At 61.7% G+C, this 21,824-nt stretch carries 20 protein-coding genes and 2 pseudogenes; 8 read left to right on the forward strand and 14 right to left on the reverse strand.

All coding sequences use genetic code 11. From position 1 onward, the window contains the following. Window positions 1-28 precede the first annotated feature (28 nt). Together ADT71_RS07865 and ADT71_RS07870 are read right to left on the reverse strand one after the other, a co-directional pair. Entirely contained in the window at window positions 29-493 is a 465-nt protein-coding gene (locus tag ADT71_RS07865; protein WP_054436080.1) for a cupin domain-containing protein, read from the reverse strand. Window positions 494-537: 44 nt separating this feature from the next. Then, window positions 538-1,305 (reverse strand): SDR family oxidoreductase, encoded by a 768-nt coding sequence (locus ADT71_RS07870; RefSeq protein WP_054436081.1) that lies wholly within the window; start codon window positions 1,303-1,305, stop codon window positions 538-540. Between the two features lie 158 nt (window positions 1,306-1,463). Between ADT71_RS07870 and ADT71_RS31985 the strand changes: the two genes are divergently transcribed. Further along, the gene (locus ADT71_RS31985; RefSeq protein ID WP_197282947.1) at window positions 1,464-2,009 is read left to right on the forward strand and encodes a hypothetical protein; all 546 of its coding nucleotides are present in this window, start codon (window positions 1,464-1,466) and stop codon (window positions 2,007-2,009) included. Continuing rightward, window positions 1,985-2,392, forward strand: a complete 408-nt coding sequence (locus ADT71_RS31990) for a helix-turn-helix domain-containing protein (protein ID WP_197282948.1) — start codon at window positions 1,985-1,987, stop codon at window positions 2,390-2,392. Before ADT71_RS31985 ends, ADT71_RS31990 begins: the two co-directional genes overlap by 25 nt. 573 nt (window positions 2,393-2,965) lie before the next feature. Here ADT71_RS31990 and ADT71_RS33245 read toward each other — a convergent pair. Beyond that, window positions 2,966-3,499 (reverse strand): SDR family NAD(P)-dependent oxidoreductase, encoded by a 534-nt coding sequence (locus ADT71_RS33245; protein WP_231635711.1) that lies wholly within the window; start codon window positions 3,497-3,499, stop codon window positions 2,966-2,968. 60 nt (window positions 3,500-3,559) lie between these two features. Between ADT71_RS33245 and ADT71_RS31995 the strand changes: the two genes are divergently transcribed. After that, the gene (locus ADT71_RS31995; RefSeq protein ID WP_054436082.1) at window positions 3,560-4,477 is read left to right on the forward strand and encodes an AraC family transcriptional regulator; all 918 of its coding nucleotides are present in this window, start codon (window positions 3,560-3,562) and stop codon (window positions 4,475-4,477) included. A gap of 291 nt (window positions 4,478-4,768) precedes the next feature. On the opposite strand, the gene groL is transcribed toward ADT71_RS31995, so the two are convergent. Both groL and groES read right to left on the reverse strand, forming a co-directional pair. Beyond that, a complete protein-coding gene (groL, locus tag ADT71_RS07890) occupies window positions 4,769-6,388 on the reverse strand; it encodes a chaperonin GroEL (protein WP_054436083.1) in 1,620 nt (539 codons plus the stop codon). Window positions 6,389-6,444: 56 nt separating this feature from the next. Then, window positions 6,445-6,759, reverse strand: a complete 315-nt coding sequence (groES, locus tag ADT71_RS07895; protein ID WP_054436084.1) for a co-chaperone GroES — start codon at window positions 6,757-6,759, stop codon at window positions 6,445-6,447. A gap of 271 nt (window positions 6,760-7,030) precedes the next feature. Here groES and ADT71_RS33250 point away from each other — a divergent pair, with 271 nt between their 5' ends. The 3 genes from ADT71_RS33250 (at window position 7,031) to ADT71_RS07910 (ending at window position 8,261) form a co-directional block, all read left to right on the forward strand. Next, window positions 7,031-7,267 (forward strand): hypothetical protein, encoded by a 237-nt coding sequence (locus ADT71_RS33250; protein ID WP_054436085.1) that lies wholly within the window; start codon window positions 7,031-7,033, stop codon window positions 7,265-7,267. Continuing rightward, window positions 7,264-7,533 carry an usg protein gene (locus ADT71_RS07905; RefSeq protein ID WP_054436086.1) on the forward strand — a complete coding sequence of 90 codons (270 nt, stop codon included), beginning with the start codon at window positions 7,264-7,266 and terminating at the stop codon, window positions 7,531-7,533. Before ADT71_RS33250 ends, ADT71_RS07905 begins: the two co-directional genes overlap by 4 nt. A gap of 209 nt (window positions 7,534-7,742) precedes the next feature. Next, window positions 7,743-8,261, forward strand: a complete 519-nt coding sequence (locus ADT71_RS07910) for an Hsp20 family protein (RefSeq protein ID WP_054436087.1) — start codon at window positions 7,743-7,745, stop codon at window positions 8,259-8,261. Window positions 8,262-9,070: 809 nt separating this feature from the next. On the opposite strand, the pseudogene htpG reads toward ADT71_RS07910, so the two are convergent. The 4 genes and pseudogenes from htpG to ADT71_RS07930 all read right to left on the reverse strand — a co-directional run bounded on the left by htpG (window position 9,071) and on the right by ADT71_RS07930 (window position 13,177). After that, window positions 9,071-10,950, reverse strand: a pseudogene (gene htpG, locus ADT71_RS07915) (molecular chaperone HtpG). A gap of 601 nt (window positions 10,951-11,551) precedes the next feature. Next, a pseudogene (locus ADT71_RS07920) lies at window positions 11,552-12,329 on the reverse strand (sulfite exporter TauE/SafE family protein). Window positions 12,330-12,336: 7 nt separating this feature from the next. After that, entirely contained in the window at window positions 12,337-12,855 is a 519-nt protein-coding gene (locus ADT71_RS07925) for a rhodanese family protein (protein WP_054436088.1), read from the reverse strand. A gap of 4 nt (window positions 12,856-12,859) precedes the next feature. Further along, window positions 12,860-13,177 carry a helix-turn-helix transcriptional regulator gene (locus ADT71_RS07930; RefSeq protein WP_054436089.1) on the reverse strand — a complete coding sequence of 106 codons (318 nt, stop codon included), beginning with the start codon at window positions 13,175-13,177 and terminating at the stop codon, window positions 12,860-12,862. A 68-nt stretch (window positions 13,178-13,245) separates the two neighbouring features. Between ADT71_RS07930 and ADT71_RS07935 the strand changes: the two genes are divergently transcribed. Then, entirely contained in the window at window positions 13,246-14,115 is an 870-nt protein-coding gene (locus ADT71_RS07935; RefSeq protein WP_054436090.1) for an MBL fold metallo-hydrolase, read from the forward strand. 347 nt (window positions 14,116-14,462) lie between these two features. On the opposite strand, the gene ADT71_RS07940 is transcribed toward ADT71_RS07935, so the two are convergent. Then, entirely contained in the window at window positions 14,463-15,101 is a 639-nt protein-coding gene (locus ADT71_RS07940; RefSeq protein ID WP_054436091.1) for a TetR/AcrR family transcriptional regulator, read from the reverse strand. Window positions 15,102-15,201: 100 nt separating this feature from the next. On the opposite strand from ADT71_RS07940, the gene ADT71_RS07945 reads away from it, so the two are divergent. Beyond that, on the forward strand, window positions 15,202-16,254 hold the full coding sequence (locus ADT71_RS07945; protein WP_054436092.1) for an aromatic ring-hydroxylating dioxygenase subunit alpha: 1,053 nt from the start codon (window positions 15,202-15,204) through the stop codon (window positions 16,252-16,254). A 215-nt stretch (window positions 16,255-16,469) separates the two neighbouring features. On the opposite strand, the gene ADT71_RS07950 is transcribed toward ADT71_RS07945, so the two are convergent. The 4 genes from ADT71_RS07950 to ADT71_RS07965 all read right to left on the reverse strand — a co-directional run bounded on the left by ADT71_RS07950 (window position 16,470) and on the right by ADT71_RS07965 (window position 21,715). Then, a complete protein-coding gene (locus ADT71_RS07950; protein ID WP_054436093.1) occupies window positions 16,470-16,829 on the reverse strand; it encodes a response regulator in 360 nt (119 codons plus the stop codon). After that, the gene (locus ADT71_RS07955; RefSeq protein ID WP_082370220.1) at window positions 16,826-20,254 is read right to left on the reverse strand and encodes a CheR family methyltransferase; all 3,429 of its coding nucleotides are present in this window, start codon (window positions 20,252-20,254) and stop codon (window positions 16,826-16,828) included. The genes ADT71_RS07950 and ADT71_RS07955 overlap by 4 nt, the downstream gene beginning before the upstream one ends. Beyond that, window positions 20,251-20,811 carry a PAS domain S-box protein gene (locus ADT71_RS07960; protein ID WP_185999483.1) on the reverse strand — a complete coding sequence of 187 codons (561 nt, stop codon included), beginning with the start codon at window positions 20,809-20,811 and terminating at the stop codon, window positions 20,251-20,253. The genes ADT71_RS07955 and ADT71_RS07960 overlap by 4 nt, the downstream gene beginning before the upstream one ends. Before the next feature lie 277 nt (window positions 20,812-21,088). Next, complete coding sequence (locus ADT71_RS07965; protein ID WP_054436094.1) at window positions 21,089-21,715, reverse strand: TetR/AcrR family transcriptional regulator; 627 nt, start codon at window positions 21,713-21,715, stop codon at window positions 21,089-21,091. Between the last annotated feature and the right edge of the window lie 109 nt (window positions 21,716-21,824).

The raw sequence follows: 21,824 nt of genomic DNA on the forward strand, positions 1-21,824 counted from the left end.
CTCGGTGTCGTGATGGTGGGAGTGCGGGTCAGTTCTGCTTTGCTGGTGTCGTCAGGACGGCATCGTCAGTGTCGACGATGAAGACCGCGAGCAGCTTGGCCGGCTCGGTCTTGCTGGCGTTGGCGCTGATGTTGTGGAAGTCGCCGGGCAGTTCGGTGAAGTTCTCGCCGGTCTTGAAGGTGCGGATCTCCCCGCCATTCACCTGACTGACGACGGCGCCCTGGATGACGGTGGCATAGATGAGCGCCGAGCGCGCGTGGACATGCGATCCGTTGGAGCCGCCCGGCTGATACTCGACGAGTACGCCCTTGACGCTCTTGCCGGGGACGTCCGGGATCGCATGCTGGTAGACGAGCGTCGCCTTGACGCCCGATGGTGAGGGAGCCGTCTCCCGGGCCGCCGCGTGATCGTGGGCGTGCGCCTGCGCGTGGGCGACTGGGGTAAGTGCCGCGAAGGCGGCGGCGATGGCGAGCGTGGAAATCAGGGTTTTCATGGGACTGTCCTTTCACGAGCGGATTGTGAAGAGTTCGGGCGGCATCAGGCGGTGGGTATGGCCTGCGCGCTCATCCAGGTGGTGAGATCCTGCTTGCCCTGCCGATGGAGACCGAGCGGGACGAGCGAGAGATCGTCGACGCGGCCTCCGAAATAGTCGGCATCGGGATCCCGTTCGACGCGGCGAGCATCGCCCCGCATCTTGAGATAGCGGCCGATGATGAGATCGAAGGGCCTGCGTTCCGGCCCGGCGATCTCGACGATGCCGTTTACAGGTGCCTCCAGCGCGATCGAGGCGAGGTTCGCGGCGACATCGTCGGCAGCGATCGGCTGAAACTGCGCGCCGCTCACCCTTACGACACCATCGGCGGTGTATCCGTCGGCGATGGCGGCCAGGAATTCGAAGAACTGGGCCGAGCGCACGATGGTGTAAGGCAGCCCGGAACCGGCGGCTATCCGCTCCTGGATGAGCTTGCCGTCGAAATAGCCGTTGCCGGGCATGCGGTCGGCACCGACAATGGATAGAACCACATGGTGCTTCACGCCGGCAGCAGCGGCCGCGCGGATGAGGTTCCGGCCCGAGGCGTCGAAGAAAGCGCGCACCTCGGCGGGATCGAACGACATGGCATTCGATACGTCCACGAGGATGTCGGCGCCGGCCAGCGCCTCGTCGAGCCCCAGGCCGGTGACGCTGTTGACCCCGGTGCCGGGTGAGGCCGCGACGACCTCGTGCCCTGCCACCGCGAGCAGCCGGGCCAGCTTCGCACCGACAAGGCCGGTGCCACCGATGATCGTGATCTTCTTCCTGTCCATCTTGTCCTCCTGTCGGGCGCGGCATGCGCCTCCTGTGAGAAGAGATGTACGGGATTGCCCGGTTCGCTTCTGTCGCGGGGTTGCGGCGACTGTCGCCAGATTGCGGTTGATGCAGAACGGCGTTCGGATAGTGTCAGGCGACACGCCGAGGATGAACGATGGCCGCTTCCCCGTCCGAGACAGCGAATGTTCCGTCAGCAGGCGAACGCGCGTCCACACGCGCGGAGATGGAGCATATCCTCGATACGCCGCCGGTGCTGGCCGACCAGGATTTGCGCGGCGGCACCCGGCTCACCCGGCCCTGGACCCACGGCGCGCTCCACGCAGCGCTTCCGGGCTTGGATACCCACGTTGTCATGACGTACTACGGCACTGCCCAGCAGGCGACCTGGCGGCAGGGCAGCAAGCGCGTGGAATCGCGCACGCGCCGAGGATCGATCACCCTCATTCCGGAGGGCGAGGACGGGCGCTGGGATGTCGAAGGGCCGATCCAGGTTTCGCACGTTTACCTGCCGGATTGGCGGCTTCAGTCGGCGGCGGAAGCGATGGCCGTGCCACACCGCGTCGAACTGATCGGCCGGAACTGCTTCGATGATCCGACGTCGGCGCAGATCATGGCGATCCTCGGCAAGGAAGCAGCCTCGTCCGATGCCGGGGCTCGCTGTTCGTGGAGCAAGCGGTGGATCTTCTGTGCACCCAGCTGATCCGCGCGCACTCCAGCTTCGGCGCCGCACAGGCTGTCGCACCGCGACGGGGTTTGGCGGATTGGCAGGTCCGGCGGATCAACGATTACATGATCGCCCATCTCGACCACGCGATCAGCCTCGACGAACTAGCCGGGATCGTCGAACTGAGCCGCTTCCATTTTGCCACCTCGTTCCGGCTGGCGACCGGCATGACGCCGCATGAATGGCTCACGTCCTTGCGCATGAACCGCGCCCGGGAGCTGCTGGCCCACACCGGGTTACCGATCATCGCGATCGCGCTCGAGGTGGGGTTTGAGACCCCCTCGGCGTTTAGCGCCAGCTTCCGCAAGTCCGCCAAGATGACACCCAGCGCCTACCGCCGCGAGACGTCGACAAGATGATCGCGACGCGCGGCCCACGGCGAGAACGAGCCGTGGCGCGCGCAGCGAGCATGAGGAACAGATGATCCAGGTGCCAATGCTGGAGTGAGAGGCGCTGCGCGCGCCCGACGATACTACCATTCCTACGAATATCGCTTTGCGATTGTCTAGAAAGAACACCCCGTCCATCGCGAGGAGACTGACCAGAGACGCTCTGCGGCTTCATCGTCGATAGCCCAAGGCGCCACGCCTTTGCGGCCGGTTTCTTCGGCATTGATGCCAGCGATGTCGCAATCCTCGCAATAGACGCCGCCCATGCCCTCAAGAAGCGGGCTCGTAGCGCACCAAAGGGCCGTTGCCGCGCCTTGCTCAACGGTCTTCATGCCGCGTGCAGGGTCGATGATCGGCATGCCTTGCGCGTCGAATGCATCGAACCCTGCCATTTCCTCTTTCGAGAGATGCCGTGCCAGATCGGTAATGATCTGTCCGGGGTGCAGCGAGAAGGCGCGAACTCCCTGCTCCTCGCCCCTCTGGTCCAGAGCACGGGCGAACAGGACGTTAGCCGTCTTGGACTGTCCGTAGGCTGCCCATTTGTCATAGGCGCGGCGTTCGAAATCGATGTCCTCGAAATCGACACCCGCAATCTGGTGTCCGCGCGAGGATACGGCAACGACGCGGGCACCTCGCGCGCCAAGGCGGCCAGAGATGGCAGGTAAGTCGGAAATGGCCGAGATGGTTTGTCGCGAACTGCGCCTCATGGCCGGCCGCGTCGCGCCGCAAGGGTGTGGCCATGATGCCTGCGCTGTTGATCAGCAGGTGAAGCGGCTGCCTGCGAGCGATGAAGGCACTGGCAAAATCGGCAACCGATGCTACGTCGATCAGGTCCATGGGCGCGATTTCCACCCGCTCGATACCCGCGAGCGCGGCTTCGGCCCGTTCAAGGTCGCGCGCAGGCACGATCACCTCTGCGCCCGCACTGCAGAGCGCTTTTGTCGTAACAAGGCCGAGGCCGGAATAGCCGCCGGTGACAATGGCGGTGCGGCCGGAAAGGTCGAGGCCGGCGAGTACATCGCCAGCGGTGGAGGCGGCGCCGAAGGGCGATCCGATGGGTTCTTGCAAGCTCGTCATGAGCCAATTTCTGAAGTAAGGCGATCGGATGATCGACCCTCATTCATCCGAAATCATGTCGTGATCGTCCAGGAAGCGCCGGCAGACCCCTTGTCCGGTGTGCTTGGTCTGGTGCAAGCGCGCGCGGCATGCACCGTCCGTTTCACCGCGGGCGGTGCATGGGCGCTGCGGTTCTCGCCCACGCACGTCAAGTTCAACGTCGTTCGCTCCGGCACCTGCTGGATTTTGGCTGAAGGCTCCGTCCGGCAGTTGTCGGCCGGAAGTTGCTTCATGGTGGCGGCCACACCCTTTGTACTGGCCAGCGCCCCGACATTGCAGCCGATCGATGCATCGCTAGTGTTCGAGGATGATGCCACTCGTGGCCAGGTAGGAGCGGCTGCGGAAACAGAGATCCTCGGCGGGAGCGTGAACTTTGACGACGCCCAGGCGGACTTGCTGCTGCCGCTGCTACCTGGCCTGTTGCTGATCGACGCGGAGCAGGCCTCCACAACGCCGATGGGATGGTTGATCGCCCAACTCGACGCCGAGTGGCGAAGCAATCTACCCGGCGCGCGAGCCGCGTGTAACGACATGATCCGCCTGCTCTTCGTGCAGGCCCTTCGCAGCCAGCTCGGTGCCAGGACGGAGGTCCCCAGCTGGCTCGGCGGCCTGTCGGACCCTCCGGTCGCAAAGGCGCTGCATGCCATCCATGCGGATCCGGCACGCCCTTGGCGGCTCGACGAACTCGCCTCGCTAGCAGGACTGTCACGATCTTCCTTTGCCGAGCGGTTTGCGCGCCGCGTCGGCATGCCGCCGGTCAGCTATGCCACCAATTGGCGAATGCGGGTGGCCGCGCGCCAGCTTGCCGCAAGCACGACGACCGTCAGCGCCGTGGCAGCACAGGCAGGCTACCTCAGCGACAGCGCCTTCCATGCCGCTTTCCGCCGCGAGATCGGCCTATCGCCTGTTGCATATCGACGAAAACTTCGTCGACCATAAAGCGTAGTTCATTTGCTCGCCCCTGTGATATCTCAGATTGAGGTGCCTTCTGTAGGTGCAGGCTCCATCATCCCGCATATCTTGACAAATCCGCAGGTTTGCATCGGGCGCGAAGGATGAATCGACCCTTACCGGGCGTTCAGAGGCAATTTTTGTTGCCCAGGTGCGGACGGGCAGCTTTCCCTCTCAGGGTTCCCAAGCTGCCTGCCAGAAGAGGAGGTCGACGAAGCCCTTGCTTGTCGATGGAATCAGAGACTCCTGGGCCGGCTGGTGCGCCGGCCCCGTCTAACGTCAATAATCCATCGCCGGCATCGGGGCGGATTTCTCCTCTTTCGGCAGTTCGGCAACGAGCGCCTCGGTGGTGATGAGCAGCGAAGCGACCGACGCTGCATCCTGGAGCGCAGTACGCACGACCTTTGCCGGATCGATGACGCCAGCCTTTACCAGATCCTCGTACGTGCCGGTGGCAGCGTTGAAACCCCAGTTGTAGTCCTCGCTCTCGAGCAGCTTGCCGACGATGAACGCGCCGTCCTCGCCGGCATTGTCAACGATCTGCCTAACGGGTGCCCGAAGAGCTCGGCGAACGATGTCGATGCCTGACTGCTGATCGTCATTCGCCACCTTGAGACCATCAAGTGCTTTCAATGCTCGCAGTAGTGCGATCCCGCCGCCCGGCAGGATGCCTTCCTCTACGGCAGCACGGGTCGCATGAAGTGCATCGTCGACGCGGTCCTTGCGCTCTTTGACCTCCACCTCGGTGGCACCACCGACGCGGATCACCGCCACACCGCCCGCGAGCTTGGCCACACGCTCCTGCAGTTTCTCACGGTCGTAATCGCTGGTCGTGTTTTCGATCTGTGAGCGGATCTGGGCGAGGCGGGCATCGATGTCGGAACGCGAGCCCGCGCCATCGACGACGGTCGTGTTATCCTTGTCGATGATGATCTTCTTGGCGCTACCCAGCATCGAGACGGCGACGGTCTCGAGCTTGATCCCGAGATCGTCGCTAACGACATTGCCGCCGGTGAGGACGGCGATGTCCTCGAGCATCGCCTTGCGCCGATCGCCGAAGCCCGGCGCCTTGACCGCCGCGACCTTGAGCCCGCCGCGCAGCCTGTTGACGACCAGCGTTGCCAAGGCCTCGCCTTCGACGTCCTCGGCGATGATGAGTAGCGGGCGCCCCGACTGCACCACCTTCTCGAGCAGCGGGACGAGCGCCTGCAGATTCGAGAGCTTCTTCTCGTGGATGAGGATATAGGGATCGTCGAACTCAACCTTGAGCTTCTCGGCATCGGTGACGAAGTAGGGCGAGAGATAGCCGCGGTCGAACTGCATGCCCTCGACCGTTTCGAGTTCGGTCGCGAGGCTCTTGGCCTCCTCGACGGTGATGACGCCTTCGTTGCCGACCTTATCCATCGCCTCGGCGAGAATACGGCCGACTTCCTCGTCGCCATTAGCCGAGATGGTCGCGACCTGCGCGATTTCGCTGTTGGCGCTTACCTTCCTGGCGTGGCTTTCGAGATCGTTGACGACGGCGTTCACGGCGAGATCGATACCCCGCTTGACGTCCATCGGGTTCATCCCCGCGGCGACCGCTTTTGCCCCCTCACGAACAATCGCCTGGGCTAGAACGGTGGCGGTGGTGGTGCCGTCACCGGCCTTGTCGTTCTGCTTGTTGGCGACTTCGCGCAGCATCTGCGCGCCCATGTTCTCGAACTTGTCCTTGAGTTCGATTTCCTTGGCGACGGTGACGCCGTCCTTGGTGATGCGCGGCGCACCGAACGACTTCTCGATCACGACGTTGCGGCCCTTGGGCCCAAGCGTCACCTTCACCGCGTTGGCCAGCGTATCCACGCCGCGCAGCATGCGATCACGCGCATCGGACGCAAACTTTACTTCCTTGGCAGCCATTGCCAAACTCCTTTCCGATTTTTCCTTCCTGAACGTTAGAGGGACGGCAGGCGTGCTCAGGCCGCCTGCTTCAGCTCAGCCTGGGTTTCGACTACGCCAAGGATATCGCTCTCCTTCATGATGAGCAGATCCTCGTCATCGATCTTGACCTCGGTCCCCGACCATTTGCCGAACAGGATCCGGTCACCGACCTTGACAGATAGTTCAGCGAGTTGCCCGCGATCGTCGCGCGTACCAGGACCGACGGCGAGGACTTCGCCTTCTTGCGGCTTTTCCTTGGCGGTGTCGGGGATAATGATGCCGCCTGAAGTCTTCTCTTCAGCTTCAATGCGGCGGACGACCACACGGTCGTGCAAGGGGCGGAAATGCATGGCAAAACCTCCAGATGCAAAACAAGATGTGATGGGCCTATCGCTCTTCTGCGCGACAGGTGCGGGCAAATTATGAAAACCCCTTTTGCGCTTCAAGAGGGTGCCAAAAAAATTTTGGCAGTCCCGCCCAACGAGTGCCAAAAGCGCGCGTTCGAGCGGCATGCAGCCACTGCATTGGCATCTTGACGCGACTCAATGAACCACCAAAATATCTCGTGTGCGGCATCACCGCGCACTTGATCACCGCGACTCAAGGAAAGGAGAGACGGCCATGTCGCAGCCATTCTCGCGTTTTCTTCACCCCTTCGATGTTGCACATCACCCGAGCCTGGAGCCGGAAGTGAAGCGTGCCATACTCGCATCGTGGGCTTCCGATCGGTCCGCGGTCCGAAATGAGCCCGCCTTGCGCAAACCGCCCGGTGCGAAACGCGCCGTACCGATCGACGACATCCTTGCCGCAATGCGCGATCTTGAACGAGGCGAGAATCCGATCCGCTCGCGCCAATGATGGACCGCAGCTTTCTGGCGCAGTTGGAAGGTTACGGGCTGACGACTGCGGAAATTCATTTCTACCTTCCGGATGCGCCCTCGATCTTGCAACTGTTCATCTGGCAGGAATACGATCTTGCGCCTGATTTTCCGGTGCTGTTCGACTTTCTCGACCACTGGCGGCGCGAGATCGAGGGCGCTCTCCATTCAGTCAGAATCGCCCATGACCGTCTGATCCGACCGACCGAATGGCGGCCGGTGAACCATGTCCTGCGGCTGGAATGATATTCTGTCGCGCCAGGGATGAGACGCCGTTGCCGCCGATGCATCCCGTTCTGCAAAAAATCTTCGAGCCCCATCTTGAAGCGGAATTCGACTACATTAGCTAGCGATTGCCGGGCGCCGCGTTCGGGCCCGGTGGGTCATGGAGAACGCCGGCTCTTTTGCTACCGGCGTAGCTCATGCCCAGATCGCTCAACAGAGGATTTGGAAAAATGAGAACCAACTTTGACTTTACGCCTTATCAGCGCTCGACGGTCGGTTTTGACCGGTTGTTCAATCTGCTCGAAGCAGGCGCGCGTGAGGAGGACGGCTATCCGCCCTTCGATATTTTGAAGCTCGGCGAGGATAGCTACCGCATTACGCTCGCGGTCGCTGGGTTTAGACCCGAAGATATCGAACTGGTCGCTCAACAGAACTTGCTCATTGTCACCGGCAAGCGCGCTGAAGACGACAGCAAATGCGAGTATCTGCATCGCGGCATTGCGGCGCGCTCTTTTGAGCGGCGGTTCCAGCTTGCTGATTTCGTCGAAGCCGGAAATGCCACATTCGAAAACGGCCTGCTTTCCGTCGATCTCAAACGTGTCGTGCCCGAGGCGATGAAGCCGCGGCGCATCGAGATCCGCGGCGCGAGCCGGTCACTGCTCGACTTGGCGAGACGAAGGATCAGGTTAGCGAAGCTGCCTGACCCTGGTTGTGGCCTGTCGGTGTCGCGTCTTTCCCAATTTCCTTAGCGGCGGCGACAGGCCAGAGTGCCACTCGCGACCGATCCCGCCACGCCGGGGCGCAACGGCGTCCATGGGGGCAGCGAAGGACTTGCAGCTCTAATCCACCGAAACGGTGATCTCTGATACGGCAAAGGAGAAGCAGTCCTGGACGATGGTGCAAAGGATTTGTGATGCGAGGGGAAGAGCCGACCGGGACGGCTCCGTATGCTTTTCCGAGGCTTTGCGCGACAGAGTGGAGACAAAGAGGATGAGACAGATTGATCCCTCGGACCTGACTCTCTATGCGCTGACGAGCACCGAACTCACGCGGTTCTCACGCGGCGTCGCCCTTGGGCTGCTCGAACCGCCATGTTCCGTGATCCGTCGATCCGACACCGAAATTAGCGTCAGATTTCGCTCCCATCGCGAAGCGGAACGAACGAGAAAGTACATTTCCTAGCACTCGGATTGCTCGGCACTGGTAGCGCAAAGCGGTGCGAATGATCAGTCGGCGGGCCGCGCACCTTGATCAGCCGATATCTGAGGTGGTTGGCCACCCTTATAGGCCGGAAGTCGGGCTTGTGGATCGCAATCCGCCGGCCGTTGGATTATCGGGACTTGCAGAAGCGTTATTATCGGCATGCGTGCGAGACGCGTTCCCTGGTGCCAGGGCGTCAATGGCCAATCGATCTGTCGTTCTATATACGACGAAGTTTTACGCGGCTGACGAAGACGCGGGAGTAACCTCGGGCAGCCACAGTACCCTCAGTCACCAAGCTTCTTGGTTGATGAGCGTGGCAAGACGGAGGGGAGCCAAGCGGCTCCCCTCGCTGGCCTTATAGAGATTTGGCCATCAAGCGCTCAAGCCGCTCCACGAATCCCCGCGGGTCGGCCGGTGCTTCGCCCTCGGCGATCCGGGCTTCGTCGAGGAGAAGAAACGAAAGGTCGCGCCGTTCATCGTTCGTGGCACTGCTCTGCGCCAGCTTCCCGATCAACGTGTGCCCGGCATTGACTTCCAGAACAGGCTTCGCCCGCTCCGGTGCACGGCCGGCGGACGCAGCATCTTCTCGAGCTGGAGGTCCATCGCGTTGTCGGGGGCGACAATGCAAACCGCGCTCGTGGTCAGGCGGTCTGAAATCCGAACGTCGGAGACATGATCTGCCAGGGCTTCCTTTGCGAAATCAATGAACCCGGTCACATCCTCGGCGGCCTTGGCTGGCTCGCGACCTTCCGCCAGGGGAATGAGGCTGAGATCGGCCGCACCCTGTGTAACCGACTTGAACGGCTTGCCTTCGTATTCCGCGCCCATCGACGTCCAGAAGTTGTCGATCTGGTCGGGTAGCAGCAGTACTTCGATGCCGCGTGCCTTGAAACCCTCAAGCTGCGGGGAATCGGCGATCCGTTCGAGGTCGGTACCGGTCGCATAGTAGATTGCCGTCTGGTTTTCCTTCAGTGCGGAAACGTAATCCTTGAGCGAGCGCCACTCACTGTTCGAGGTCGTGGTCTTGAAGCGGGTAAGGCCGAGCAGGGTCTCGCGCCGTGCAAAGTCTTCGTAGAGACCTTCCTTCAGCACGGCCCCGAAGTTTTCCCAGATCGCCGCAAAGCGTTCGGGCTCGGCGTCGGCGAGCTTCTCCAGCTCGGAAAGAACGCGGTTACTCACGCCCTTCTGGATTGCCGAAAGGACGGGGCTGTCCTGGATCATCTCGCGCGACATATTGAGCGGCAGGTCCGCGGAATCGACGAGGCCGCGCACGAAGCGCAGATAGCGCGGCAGGATCTCCGCCTCATCGGTGATGAACACGCGCCGGACGTAAAGCTTAATGCGCCCGCTGCGATCGGGATCGAACAGATCGAATGGCTTGCTCTCCGGAATGAAAGTCAGCACCGAATACTCATGCCGCCCCTCTGCCCGGTAATGGAGCGTCAGGGCGGGCTTATCGAACTGGCCCGCCACGCTGCGATAGAAGTCGGTGTAATCTTCCTCGCTGATGTCCGACTTCGGCTTGGTCCACAGCGCCAAGCCGTCCGCGAGTTGCCGAGCTTCCTCGTCGCTTCCGGCTTTCTCGATGAAAATGGGGACCGGTACATGGCCCGATTGGGCCTTGACGATCCGCTCGAGGTTGTAGCGCTCCGCATAGCTTTTCGCGTCATCAAGAAGATGGAGAGTGACTTTGGTCCCGCGGGCAGGTGCTTGCGCTGGATCTACGGGCGCAATTGTGTACGTGCCAAGTCCATCGGACGACCAGCTGGATGCATCACTTTCACCCGCTCGCCGCGACACGACGTCGACTTTGCCCGCCACCATGAACGCCGAATAGAAACCGACGCCGAACTGACCGATTAGCTGCTGGCCTTCTCCGTTCTTGTCCGCGGAGAGCCTGTCCATGAAAGCCTTGGTCCCGGAACGGGCGATGGTGCCGAGCGTTTCGCCCATATCGGCAGCGGTCATGCCGATGCCGTTGTCCGCCACGGTCAGCGTGCCGGCATCCTTGTCCAGTGTGATGGTGATTTTCGGCTGCGGATCGTCGCCTAAAAGCGACGGATCGCCAATCGCTTCATAGCGCAGCTTCTCGCACGCATCAGCGGCATTCGAGATCAGCTCGCGCAGGAATACGTCCCGGTCCGAATAGACCGAATGGACCATCATGTGCAGCAGCTTGGAGACATCCGCCTCGAAGGCGCGGGTTTCAGAGGCGATAGCGGAATCTGTCGTCATCGTATCCTTGGCTCGCATGGTTCAGATTTGCCCCGGTCAGATGGAAAGCCCCTGGGCTCTCGTCAAGGCGTTGAGCGTGATAAGGGTTTATGCGGGAGCCACCGTTCTAAGGCCAACTTGCAGGCGTGTTGGGACCTTGTGAGGGTCAGTCTAGGAGCACCGCCGTTGGGATTTCGATTCTGCGCACTGCCTGGGCCAAAACAGCTGATCTTCGACCCTGGTCTTGGCACCGCCAAAGTAGGCGATGTTCTCCAGATTCAAAGCGGCTCCGAGTGGCTGGGATGTTGGACTGTCCAGAACGACAGTTTCGAAGACGCGGAACGAGATAGCTGGCATTCGATCGGGTCGGCGTGCGGTTTCGTGACCGACCCTTTGTCGCCATTCAGGCACCAATTTCGCATCCCCAGGTCCGGACTGTCCGGTAACCGGCAGGTCGCGACCAGTTCAGGTCGTTCCCGAAGCAAACTCCGAAGGTCGGGTCTGGACGAAAGCGGCCAGTCGCCAGTCTCGAGCATACAATCCGCCACTGCCCGCTTTATCGTACTGAAGCCAGTCGCACGTTACGCCGTTCTGCAGTCCCATTTCGGGAGAGGGGTGCGGCCTAGATTGATGACGCAGTGATGTAGGCCCCAATCGCGATAACCACGGAGGCAAATCCATGTTCGAGCAGCCCCTTGCGGGTACCAAGGGCCTTGCCCAGCGCGATGCCGCCGATCGTCCCAGCGATGCCACCTATGACGAGCATTGCGGTCACGCCCCAATCAACTAGCCCTGACAGGACGTAGGAGGTGGCAGTGGTCAGCCCGAGTGCGCTGACGACAACGAGCGACGTGCCAATCGCGAAGGGCAGCGGCATCGCGGTCGCCAAGATCAGTCCCGGCACGACCAGGAACCCGCCCCCGATCCCGAAGAAGCCGGCGGCAAGCCCCACGCCCAGTCCGATCGGCACCAGACGCGGCAGGAGAGTCGCCGCGCTGTCGCGGGTCAGCCGCACGTCCGGCGCTTGCGCGTGCGCGCTTGCGCAACATCGACAGACCGACACCGATCATCAGCAGCCCGAAAAGAGCTAGAAGCCGCTTGCCGTCGAACGCCTTACCCAGCTCCGCCCCCAGCGCCGCACCGATCATGCCCGACAACGCGAAAACGCTGGCACACTGCCACTTCACGCGGCCCGCCCGTGCATGGCCGATCAGACTGGCGAGCGCGTTGACCGTAACAGCGACAGCGGCCGTCCCGATCGCGGCGTGCGGCGATCCGACGCCGACGACATAAATCAGGAGCGGAACTGCGAGGATCGACCCGCCCCCGCCCACAAGGCCGAGAATTAACCCAATCACGCCGCCTGATACGAGCGCGGCAAGGATGGTGGCAGCGTCCATGATCGTCTCAGGTAGCCGTGCGCCGGTTCCAAGGCATGACGCACAGTAGATTGGCCATGCCGCACCATCCCGTCATACCAGCGAACATCAGCCCAGCGCCGACGAATGCCGACAGGCTGAAGAAGCCAGGAGCGACGAACGTGCCGAGCAGAACGCCGATCAGCACCAGCCCACCGGCGGTAATCTGCACCTGCCGCATAATCTCTAACGGCTGCGACCGATCGGCGACGGTGGGCTGTCCTGCCTGCCGCCACGCATCAATGCCACCCCCGAGGATATAGGCCGGCGCACCACCCGCTGCCGCGCCGAGCTGCTCCGCATTGGCGGCGGTGCGCATCCCCGACTTGCAGTGAAAGACGACCGGACGATCGTCACGCGGGAGCTCGCCTATCCGGTCGAGCGGCACGTTAATCGCACCGGGAATGCGCTCGCGCGCATGTTCGTCGGCACCGCGAATGTCGATCAGACGCGCACCGGCATCGATCGCTGCGCGGGTATCGGTGGGGGAAAGGGTCGCGAGCGTCATCGCATCAATCCTTGCAATAGAGCTGGTAAAGGGTGCCAAGCAGCGTTTCGACGCGGGCGTCCGCAATGGCATACCAAAGCGTCTGGCTCTCGCGTCGGTAGGCGACGAGGCCTTCGTCGCGCATCTTGGCGAGGTGCTGCGAGCAGGCCGACTGCGACAGGCCCACATCGCGGGCCAGATCACCGACTGTCAATTCGCCATGCTCGACCAGCTTGCACAGCAGCATCAACCGGCGCGCATTGCCGATCGCCTTGAGCGTGTCGGCAACCTGTCCGGCCTTCACTTCGAATGTCGCCAGGTCCATCGGCGGTTTGAACATCATCGGCACTCCATTAGATATTGCTTATGTAGCATTCTCTAATATATTAGCAAGCACTAACGGAGGAAACCATGACTCAACCTTTCATCAAGGCGTTCTTCGACGAACCGACGAACACGGTCAGCTACCTCGTCTGCGATCCCGCGACGCGCACAGCGGCGGTGATCGACCCGGTACTCGACTTCGACATGGCGAGCGGCGTCGCTGATACGCGCTCGGCCGAATGCATCGTCGCCTTCGCCCGCGAACAGGATTGGCGGATCGCGATGGTGCTGGAAACTCACGCCCATGCCGATCACCTTTCGGCCGCCCCCTTCATCAAGGCCCATACTGGCGCCTGGATCGGGATAGGCGCGCATATCTGCGACGTGCAGAAGATCTTCCGCCCGGTGTTCGCGATGAATGACCTGAAGACAGATGGATCGGACTTCGATCGCCTGTTCGAGGATGGCGCCCACTTTGCGATCGGCGCACTGACGGTCGAGGTACTGCACGTCCCAGGCCATACGCCTGCGGACGTCGCTTATCTGATCGGCGATGCGGCTTTTGTTGGCGATACGCTGTTCATGCCCGACTATGGCACTGCTCGCGCCGACTTCCCCGGCGGGGACGCACGCACGCTCTATCGTTCGATCCGTCGCTTGCTGACACTGCCCGACGCGACGCGGCTGTTCCTATGCCACGACTACAAGGCACCGGGCCGCGAAGATTATCGCTGGGAGACGACAGTGGGCGAGCAGCGACGGTCGAGCATCCACGTCCATGACGGCGTGAGAGAGGATGATTTCGTCGCCATGCGCGAGCAGCGTGACGCTGGGCTATCCGTGCCCAAGCTCCTGCTGCCCTCGATCCAGGTCAACATTCGCGCGGGTCATTTTGACGAGGCGGAAGCGAACGGCGTCACCTACCTTCGCATCCCGGTGAAGTGGAAAGCGGAGTGAGGGTTGGGACGTCATGCCCGTTTCTTCCCGCACGCCGTCTTTCGGAACGTCGGGTGTTAGGCTGCAAGCTGCCCTTTGGCCCAAATCGGAGAATGGCGGCAATGTCCCTGCCCAAGGTGTTCGACGCTTAGGCAACTCGCGACCCTTGTCAGTCATTCAGCCGCCGATTTTGCGCTCCCAGGTGCGGACCGTCAGCTTTTCCCATCCAGGAAGCCTTGGACTGGCCGTTTGCGGAACGTCTGGTTCGGAGCTGGAATACTGGGATAGTTGACACTCACGCTGGGCAGCTCGCGACCAAACCCTGTCGTTCTCCTCTGCGTCCATGAACGTCCGAGGGTTGAATCATTTCAAGATGGCAGTACGGGCCGTAGCATATGGGCGATGGCCTGATCGATCCATGCTTCCCCCTGCGTATCGGCGTCGGTCAGGGATTGCACCAGCTCTGGATTGCCAAAGGTAATCAAAGCGGCACCGATCAAGCTGAAATAGGCCATCTCAGGCTTAGCGCAGCCCAGATGGCCACGATCGGCCAGAGCCTGAAACAGCGGGCTCAACCGCTGCCAGATCGGCTTGCCGATATGCTCGACCACCCACTCGTGCCGGGGGGATAAAACGGAAAACTCCTGAAGCATCAACCGTGTCAGGCGTGGATTAGCGGCAAAGCTGCGAAGATAGCCCGGCAGGATGGCGCGTGCTGCCCGCACGGGATCGGTCAGCGCCTGCTGCGTTAGATGCTCAGCCAGATAGGCCTCCCCGTCGCGGGCGAAGACCTCGATTACCTGCTGCCACAGCGCCAGTTTCGAGGGGAAGTAATAGGCCAGATGGCCCTGCTCAATCCCTGCGGCGGCGGCGATTACTCGCGTGCTGGCGCCGGCAAAGCCCAGATCGGAAAAGACGTTCAGCGCCGCCTCAAGCACGAGGCGGCGGTTTTCCTGGCCGTCATAGCGGGCCTTTGCGGGGGCGGAGCGAGCCATGCCCAGCGTCATGCCCCGGCAGCGAATAAGGTGCAAGTTTATCGATTGACAAAGATGTTGGTCGGGTGACAAACCTGGCTTCAAGCCAAAGGGCATCCGAAGGGAGAGAGACATGACGACCAACGCCTATCCGCTTACGACGCAAGAGCCCTATCCCCGTAATCAATGGTGGGTGGCTGCCTATTCCGATGAAGTGGGGCACGATCTGCTGGCTCGCGACATTCTGGGCGAGCCGGTGATCCTCTATCGCGCGCGGGCGGGCGAGGTCGTTGCTGTCGCAGGCATCTGCCCCCACCGCGCGTTTCCGCTAGCAAAGGGCCGACTGGTGGGCGACGCTTTGCAATGCGGGTATCACGGCTTTGAATATGGCCCGGACGGCTCATGTCTGCGCGCGCCGAGCCAGAGCGGCGTCCCAACAAAATCCGCACTGCGCCGCTATCCCGTCGAGGAGATGGGCGGCTTGATCTGGATTTGGACCGGGGCTGCCGACAAAGCTGATCCCGCCCTGCTGCCCGATCTTGGTGCCATCGGTCTGGGCCGCGGCGATTGGGCGGTCGAGCAGCATCCACTTGCCACGGTGGAGGCTCGCTATACGCTGCTGATCGAAAATCTGCTCGATCTCAGCCATGTCACCTTCATTCATGACAAGACCATTCCGGGAGGGGAAAAGGTGGTCGCCATTCCGGTATCCGTGATCGAAACGCCGGAAAGCATCACGGTGCAGCGAAGGGGTGAGAACATGCCGCTCAATCCGTTGCTCGCCGTCCAGTTTCCCGATCAAAAAGGGCCGGTCCATCAGCATTTCGATGCCGAATATCTGGGACCCTGCCTGATCCGCACAGGCGGGGCGATGATAGATGCGCAAAGCGGCGCCCCGCTGGGCATCCAGAACTATCTCCACATTATCACCCCCGCGAGCCCGACGCGCCTGCATTATTTCGTGAATACCACGCGTGATTTCGGCATCGACCGGCCGCAGTTGGGCGATATGCAGCGCGGCATGGGCAGCAGCATCCAGCCCGAGGATATCGATGCCATCGAATCCATCGAGCGCGTTCTGCAATCGGGCGCAACACTGCCTATGGAGATCAGTGCAAAGGTGGACAATGGCGCGTTGAAAGTGCGTCGTCGCCTTGAGGCCCAAATCCGCGCTGAAGCCGCTTAAAGCCTCATCTGCGAACGGCTGAACTGAGCGCGGTCATAACTAAATTGCCATGAAGACATAAGTGGCCGAGACGCGACTGTCCGGTCCTGACCGGGAATGCTAGGATAGCTGCCACTCGCGGGGGGATAGATCATCAACATACTCCATTCCGACGTCGTAGCGGAAATGCCAGTTGGATCCCAGTTGTGATCTAGCCCCAATCCATATGTGCTGGATCAGGCTGTTCTGCCGACGGCCTTCTTTAATGCCTCGCGCAGGTGGGAAGGAGAACTGGGCTTGGGGCATATCTGCGCATCCGGATAGCGAGTGCGCAGAGCATTCTCGTTAGCGTGGCCTGAATGAAAAATAAGCGGAACTTTCATCTCCTGCATTCGATCCGCCGCCGGGAAGACTTCTCCGTCTGGGAGGCGGACATCGAGGATAGCGCAGACTGGTCGTTGACGCTCGATCGCCCGCATGGTGGCGGCAACAGTGCCGCAATGCGCGGAGACAGCGAAACCCTCTTCGGCGATCAGATCTTCCAGATCGAGGACGACGAACAGTTCGTCCTCGACGATCAGTACGGTGTCGGTCATCGAACCATCACACCGCCAGGCAGCCATAATCGAAGGGCAAAATGGCCATCGCGCAGTTCACGGGAAATCCGGGCACCAAGTTGCCGCGCGGAAGTGGTGACGAGCAATGTCCCGAAGCCCGATCCCTCGCCCACATCAATCGTGTCATCACCCTCTTCGTCCCACAGCAAGTCAATCCCGTCGGCGCTCAACGTCCAGCGCACTCGAAGAGTTCCCGCGCGCGGCCCCAGGACGCCGTACTTTGCGGCATTGGTCGTCCATTCGTGCAGGATGAGGGCAAGAGGGGAGAGGCAGTTGCGATCGATGTCGATCTGCGGGCCTTCGACCAGAATCCCGGATTGCCCAGCGTAGGCGGCCGTCGTCGTTTCGATGAGGGTACGAAGCGAGAATGTCTGCTGCTCGTCGCCGGAAGGCGATGCCAGGGAGTGTGCCCTGCCCAGCGCCGCGATGCGCTCGCGCAGATCCGCGCCATAGCTGCGAACGTCGTTGTGAGACCGACCGGCAACCGAAATAATGCCGCTGACCACTGCGAACAGGTTCTTCACCCTGTGGTTCATTTCGCGCAGCATGAGGCCGCGCGTCTCAGCGACTGCATATTCGGCCGTCAGGTCGATCGTTGCCCCCACCAAGCGGCGCGGACGCGAGTCGATGAGCCGGCCGTAAGCCTTGAGCTGACGGCAGGCGGCGGCATCCTCCGCGTCGCACACCCGGAAGGCGATTTCCATGTCCTGATCGCTGTAAAGGGTATGAGCGATGCAGTCTTCGAGCGAGGCGCGATCCTCGGGATGTACCTTCGCCAGTACATGGCCGAGACTCACATTGCCATTGGCCGGCAACGAAAGCTGGCTACGGCTCGTGGTATCGAGGATCACGTCGTCTTCATCCGGACGATACTCCCAGATCCCGATTCCGCCGGTCTTCACGGCCAGATCGAGTCTTTCGCGCTCGGCAGCCAGATCGTCTTCCATCAGCAGGGCTACGGTGATGTCGCTCAGTACCAGCGTGGCGCCATCGATCGTCCCGTGCTGGGTCCGATAGGGCAGAACGCGCAGCGACAGGGTTCGGCCGCCGTCGCTCGTGCGAACCCGGCGGTGGAGAGGCTCGCCGCTGCTCGCCACGCGCCGCGCGTCGTCAAGGTAAGTGCTGTCGTCCAGGCGCGTTGCGACGTCTGCCAACAGGCGCCCCCGATCGGTCTGCTGCAACGGGAAAATGGCAGTCGCCGCTTCGGTGAAACTGCGGATACGAAGCTGTCCGTCGAGCACGATCACCGCCAGTTCGGTGGACTCAAAGAAGTTGCGCAAGTCAGCATTCGCGACGGTAAGCTGGTCCACCTTGCTTTTCAGCTCGTCGTTGACGGTGGACAGCTCCTCGTTGGTGGACTGCAGCTCCTCGTTCATCGACATCATTTCTTCGTTGGAGCTTTTCAACTCCTCGTTCGCTGTCTCCAGTTCCTCAACAGCGGTGCGCAGCTTGTGGCGGGTGAGGCGAAGTTCCTCTTCCAGCGCTTCCATGTGATCGTCGCCGCTTTCGATCTCGGTAAAGTCCGGCCCGTCGAACGGCTGAAAGGGGCCGCGATCGCGCAGGATAAGCAACAGCGAGTTGTCAGGCAACGGCTCGCAAATCGCCTCGACAGGCTGGATGCCGTAATCCGAACGCACCTCGACCTCGCGGGCCACCACCTTCTTGCGGGCATCGCGGGCATCGCGGGCCTGGCGCACGAGCGGGCCGAGCACGTCGCGCAGGCCCGGCTTGGCTAGCGAGATCGCGCTGGTGCCGCCCGTGCGGGTTACCGGGAAATCGAAATAGCGGCTCAACTTGCCATAGGCGGCAACCACCGCGCCGTCCTGATTGAGTACCATGGCAGGCGGCGCATAACGATCGACCAGGCGCTGGACGGCTATGCCGGCGTCGGACTGCTTGCGCCTGACATCCCGATTGCTGCTATCTTCGCGGTGACGCTGAACGCCTCGCTCTCCGCCCGGCAAGTCGATCGGGTATCGGGGGTTGCCGGGGGCGCGCTCGAAGATGCGGGCGTGATTATCCAGAGCCGGGAACAGATGGTCGAAGCGGCCGATGCTTTCCGAAGGCCCGAGGAATAAGTATCCGCCCTCCCGGATCGCGTAATGCAGGATCGGCATTACCGATTGCTGCAGGCGATCGTCGAAGTAGATCAGAAGGTTGCGGCAGGAAACAAGGTCGATCCGCGAGAACGGCGGATCCTTTACAACTGAGTGGTTGGAAAACCGGATAAGATCGCGAATTTTGTTCGAGATTGCGAATTTCTCCCCATGCGGCGTCGTCCACCGCTCGCGCATGGGCGAAGGGATATCAGCCAGCGCGGAGGCGGGATAAATTCCCTCCCGCGCGATCTGCAGCATCTGCTCGTCGATGTCGGAGGCGAATATTTGCACCGGGTTGGCGAAATTCATGCGCCGTGCCGTCTCGGCGAACAGCATGGCGATGCTGTATGCCTCCTCCCCGCTGGAACAGCCCGGGATCCAGACCCTGATGTCGTCGTCGCTGGAACGGTCGCGCAGTAGCGGCTCGATCACCTTCTCGCGCAGCGCGTCGAACATCTCGGGGTCGCGGAAGAACCGCGTGACATTGATCAGCAGATCGCGGAACAGCGCCTCGCATTCGCCTGAATCCGATTGCACGCGTTGGAGATAGCCACTGGCCGAATCGATGTTCAGCACGTGCATGCGCCGCTCGACGCGCCGTACCAGCGTCGAGCGCTTGTAGCCCGAGAAATCGTGACCGACGGCCTTGCGCAAGGTGGCGCACAGGTCATCGACATGATCGGCGACAAGTTCGGCTTCGCGTTCGTGGGGCTCGCCTCGGCGTCGGGCGAAGAACGCGCCGAGGCAATCGAGGATCTCCGACGGCTGCTTGACGTAATCCACGAGGCCTGTCCCGACCGCGGATACGGGCATCCCATCGTAGCGCGCGGTTTCCGGTGTCTGGACGACGCAGACCCCGCCTTGCTCCTTGATCGCACGCAATCCCGTCGATCCGTCGGCTCCCGTACCGGAGAGGATCACGCAGGCGGCATCGGTCTGCTTCTCGGCGGCGAGCGAGATGAAGAAATCGTCGATCGGACGGCGAAGCCCGCGCGGCTGGGCGAAATCGGTCAGCTGCAGTTTGCCGTCCTGCAGCGCGAGACCGCGGCCCGGCGGTATGATGTACACGCGGTCTGGCAGCACTTCTTCGCCGCCCTCGCACTGGAGCACGTCGAGCGGGCTAGCCCGGTCCAGCAGCTGGGCCAGCATGCTCTCGTAGTTGGGGTCGAGATGCTGGACGACCACGAATGCCATTTCAGTAGGCAGTCGGGCCACCGAGAGCATCTCACGCAGGGCCTCAAGCCCGCCCGCCGATGCGCCGATCCCGACGATCGGGATACCGCGCGTCCGTTCGTCGCCGCTCAAAGGATCGCGCCGTCGTCTAGACCGGCCAGGGTCAGCCTTGCCTGGGCGATCGTCGCGGCCGAATTCGCGATCGTCGTCAAGGTGCCCTCGAGGATGATGCCGCTCTCGGCGGCCACCGGGCTAAGGCGCGTCAGCGTCAGGCCAAGGTCGCTGTCATATGCCTTGAGCCGATCGGGCTGGGCGCGGCTGACATCGAACTGCGACGCGAAAATGTAGCGCGTCGTGCCGGAAAGGGTGCGCAGCCTCGACATGTAAAGCAGGTTCACAAAAGGCGTTCCGTCCTTCCGAAAATTGGGGATCGGGGTGCGCACATTGACCGCAGCATCGTCGCCCAGGAAAGTCCGCAGTCTAGCTCGGGCTTCATGATCCTCTGCCTGCCCCTGCAGAATGCGGCAATTGCGACCTGCAAGGTCCTTTTGCGAATAGCCCGTCAGGTCCGCAAAGCGGCCGTTCACCAGGATCAGCGGATTGTCCGCGTCCGGACTTCCCAAGGCCAGGGCTACCGGCGAATTCTCGAAGAAGGTGCGCAGGTCGTCGGGAATAGTCAGATCGGACAAGTCGTTACTCCCGGCCATCGGGTATGAGGTAAGGTGGTCGTTCGTTCCGGCCATGCGGGCAAGACAGCAACGACTCTTTGCACCATCTGTTGCCGAAGGTCGAGCCGAGAGGGGAATTGCCCATGGGCAAGTGAGGTTCAGGAAGGACATATGGGCCGTTAGGCGATTGTCCGGTTTTGGACTGGGACAGAGAGATAGCTGCCTTTTACATTTCTTGATCGACGATCTCGAGAGATTCACGTGTCAGTGGCGAGCGTGCCTCGCAGGCCAATGACCCCTAATCCGTTTCACGTGTCCCAGTGAGCAGCAGCATCAACCCGTTATCGACTAGCTTGGCAAGACGGTCGCGCGGAACTGAAGTACCGGCTGGTCCCGCGTCATGGGCGAGAAGCGCAATCACCGTATCCACCATCACGTCGAGTTCGGCCTCTGACAACGGCACATGTCCAGCATCCGCGGATCTCTGCGCCAGCTTATGTAGTTCAGTGCGGATGAACGTACTGAACCTTTCGGTAAGGGATCGATAAAGGTCCGGGTGCGACCGCGCCTGCTCCATGGTCGCAATCACGACCGCACTTCTCCCGTCACAATTGCTGGCCTGCTCCAACAGCGCGAGCAGATCATCGCGCAACGATGTGCCCGGATAGCGAGGTGTGCTCACCGGGCTCAGCGTGGCGACCGCATCAGCGACAAGGTCCGCCTTTGCCGTCCAACGTCGATACAGCGTCGCCTTCGATACCCCCGCACGCGAAGCCACATCGGTCATTGTTAGGCCGTGATATCCGTTGGTGCCGAGCAGCTCGAGTGCGGCGCTGATAATCAGGTCATCACGGCTGCTGTCCTGCGACCGCCCGCGTTCCGCTGGAGGCAAGCGATGTTGATGGCTTTGGGCTGGTACGGTCATGGCAACCTTATAAATCCTTTTTTACGAAAATCAACCGTATCGAAACTCTTGCGTTTCGTAATGATCGGCCCCATCCTTGTGGCTGCAAGTTGATGCGCATTCCGCGCTG

It is taken from the genome of Novosphingobium sp. ST904 (assembly GCF_001298105.1).
Taxonomy (GTDB): Bacteria; Pseudomonadota; Alphaproteobacteria; order Sphingomonadales; family Sphingomonadaceae; genus Novosphingobium.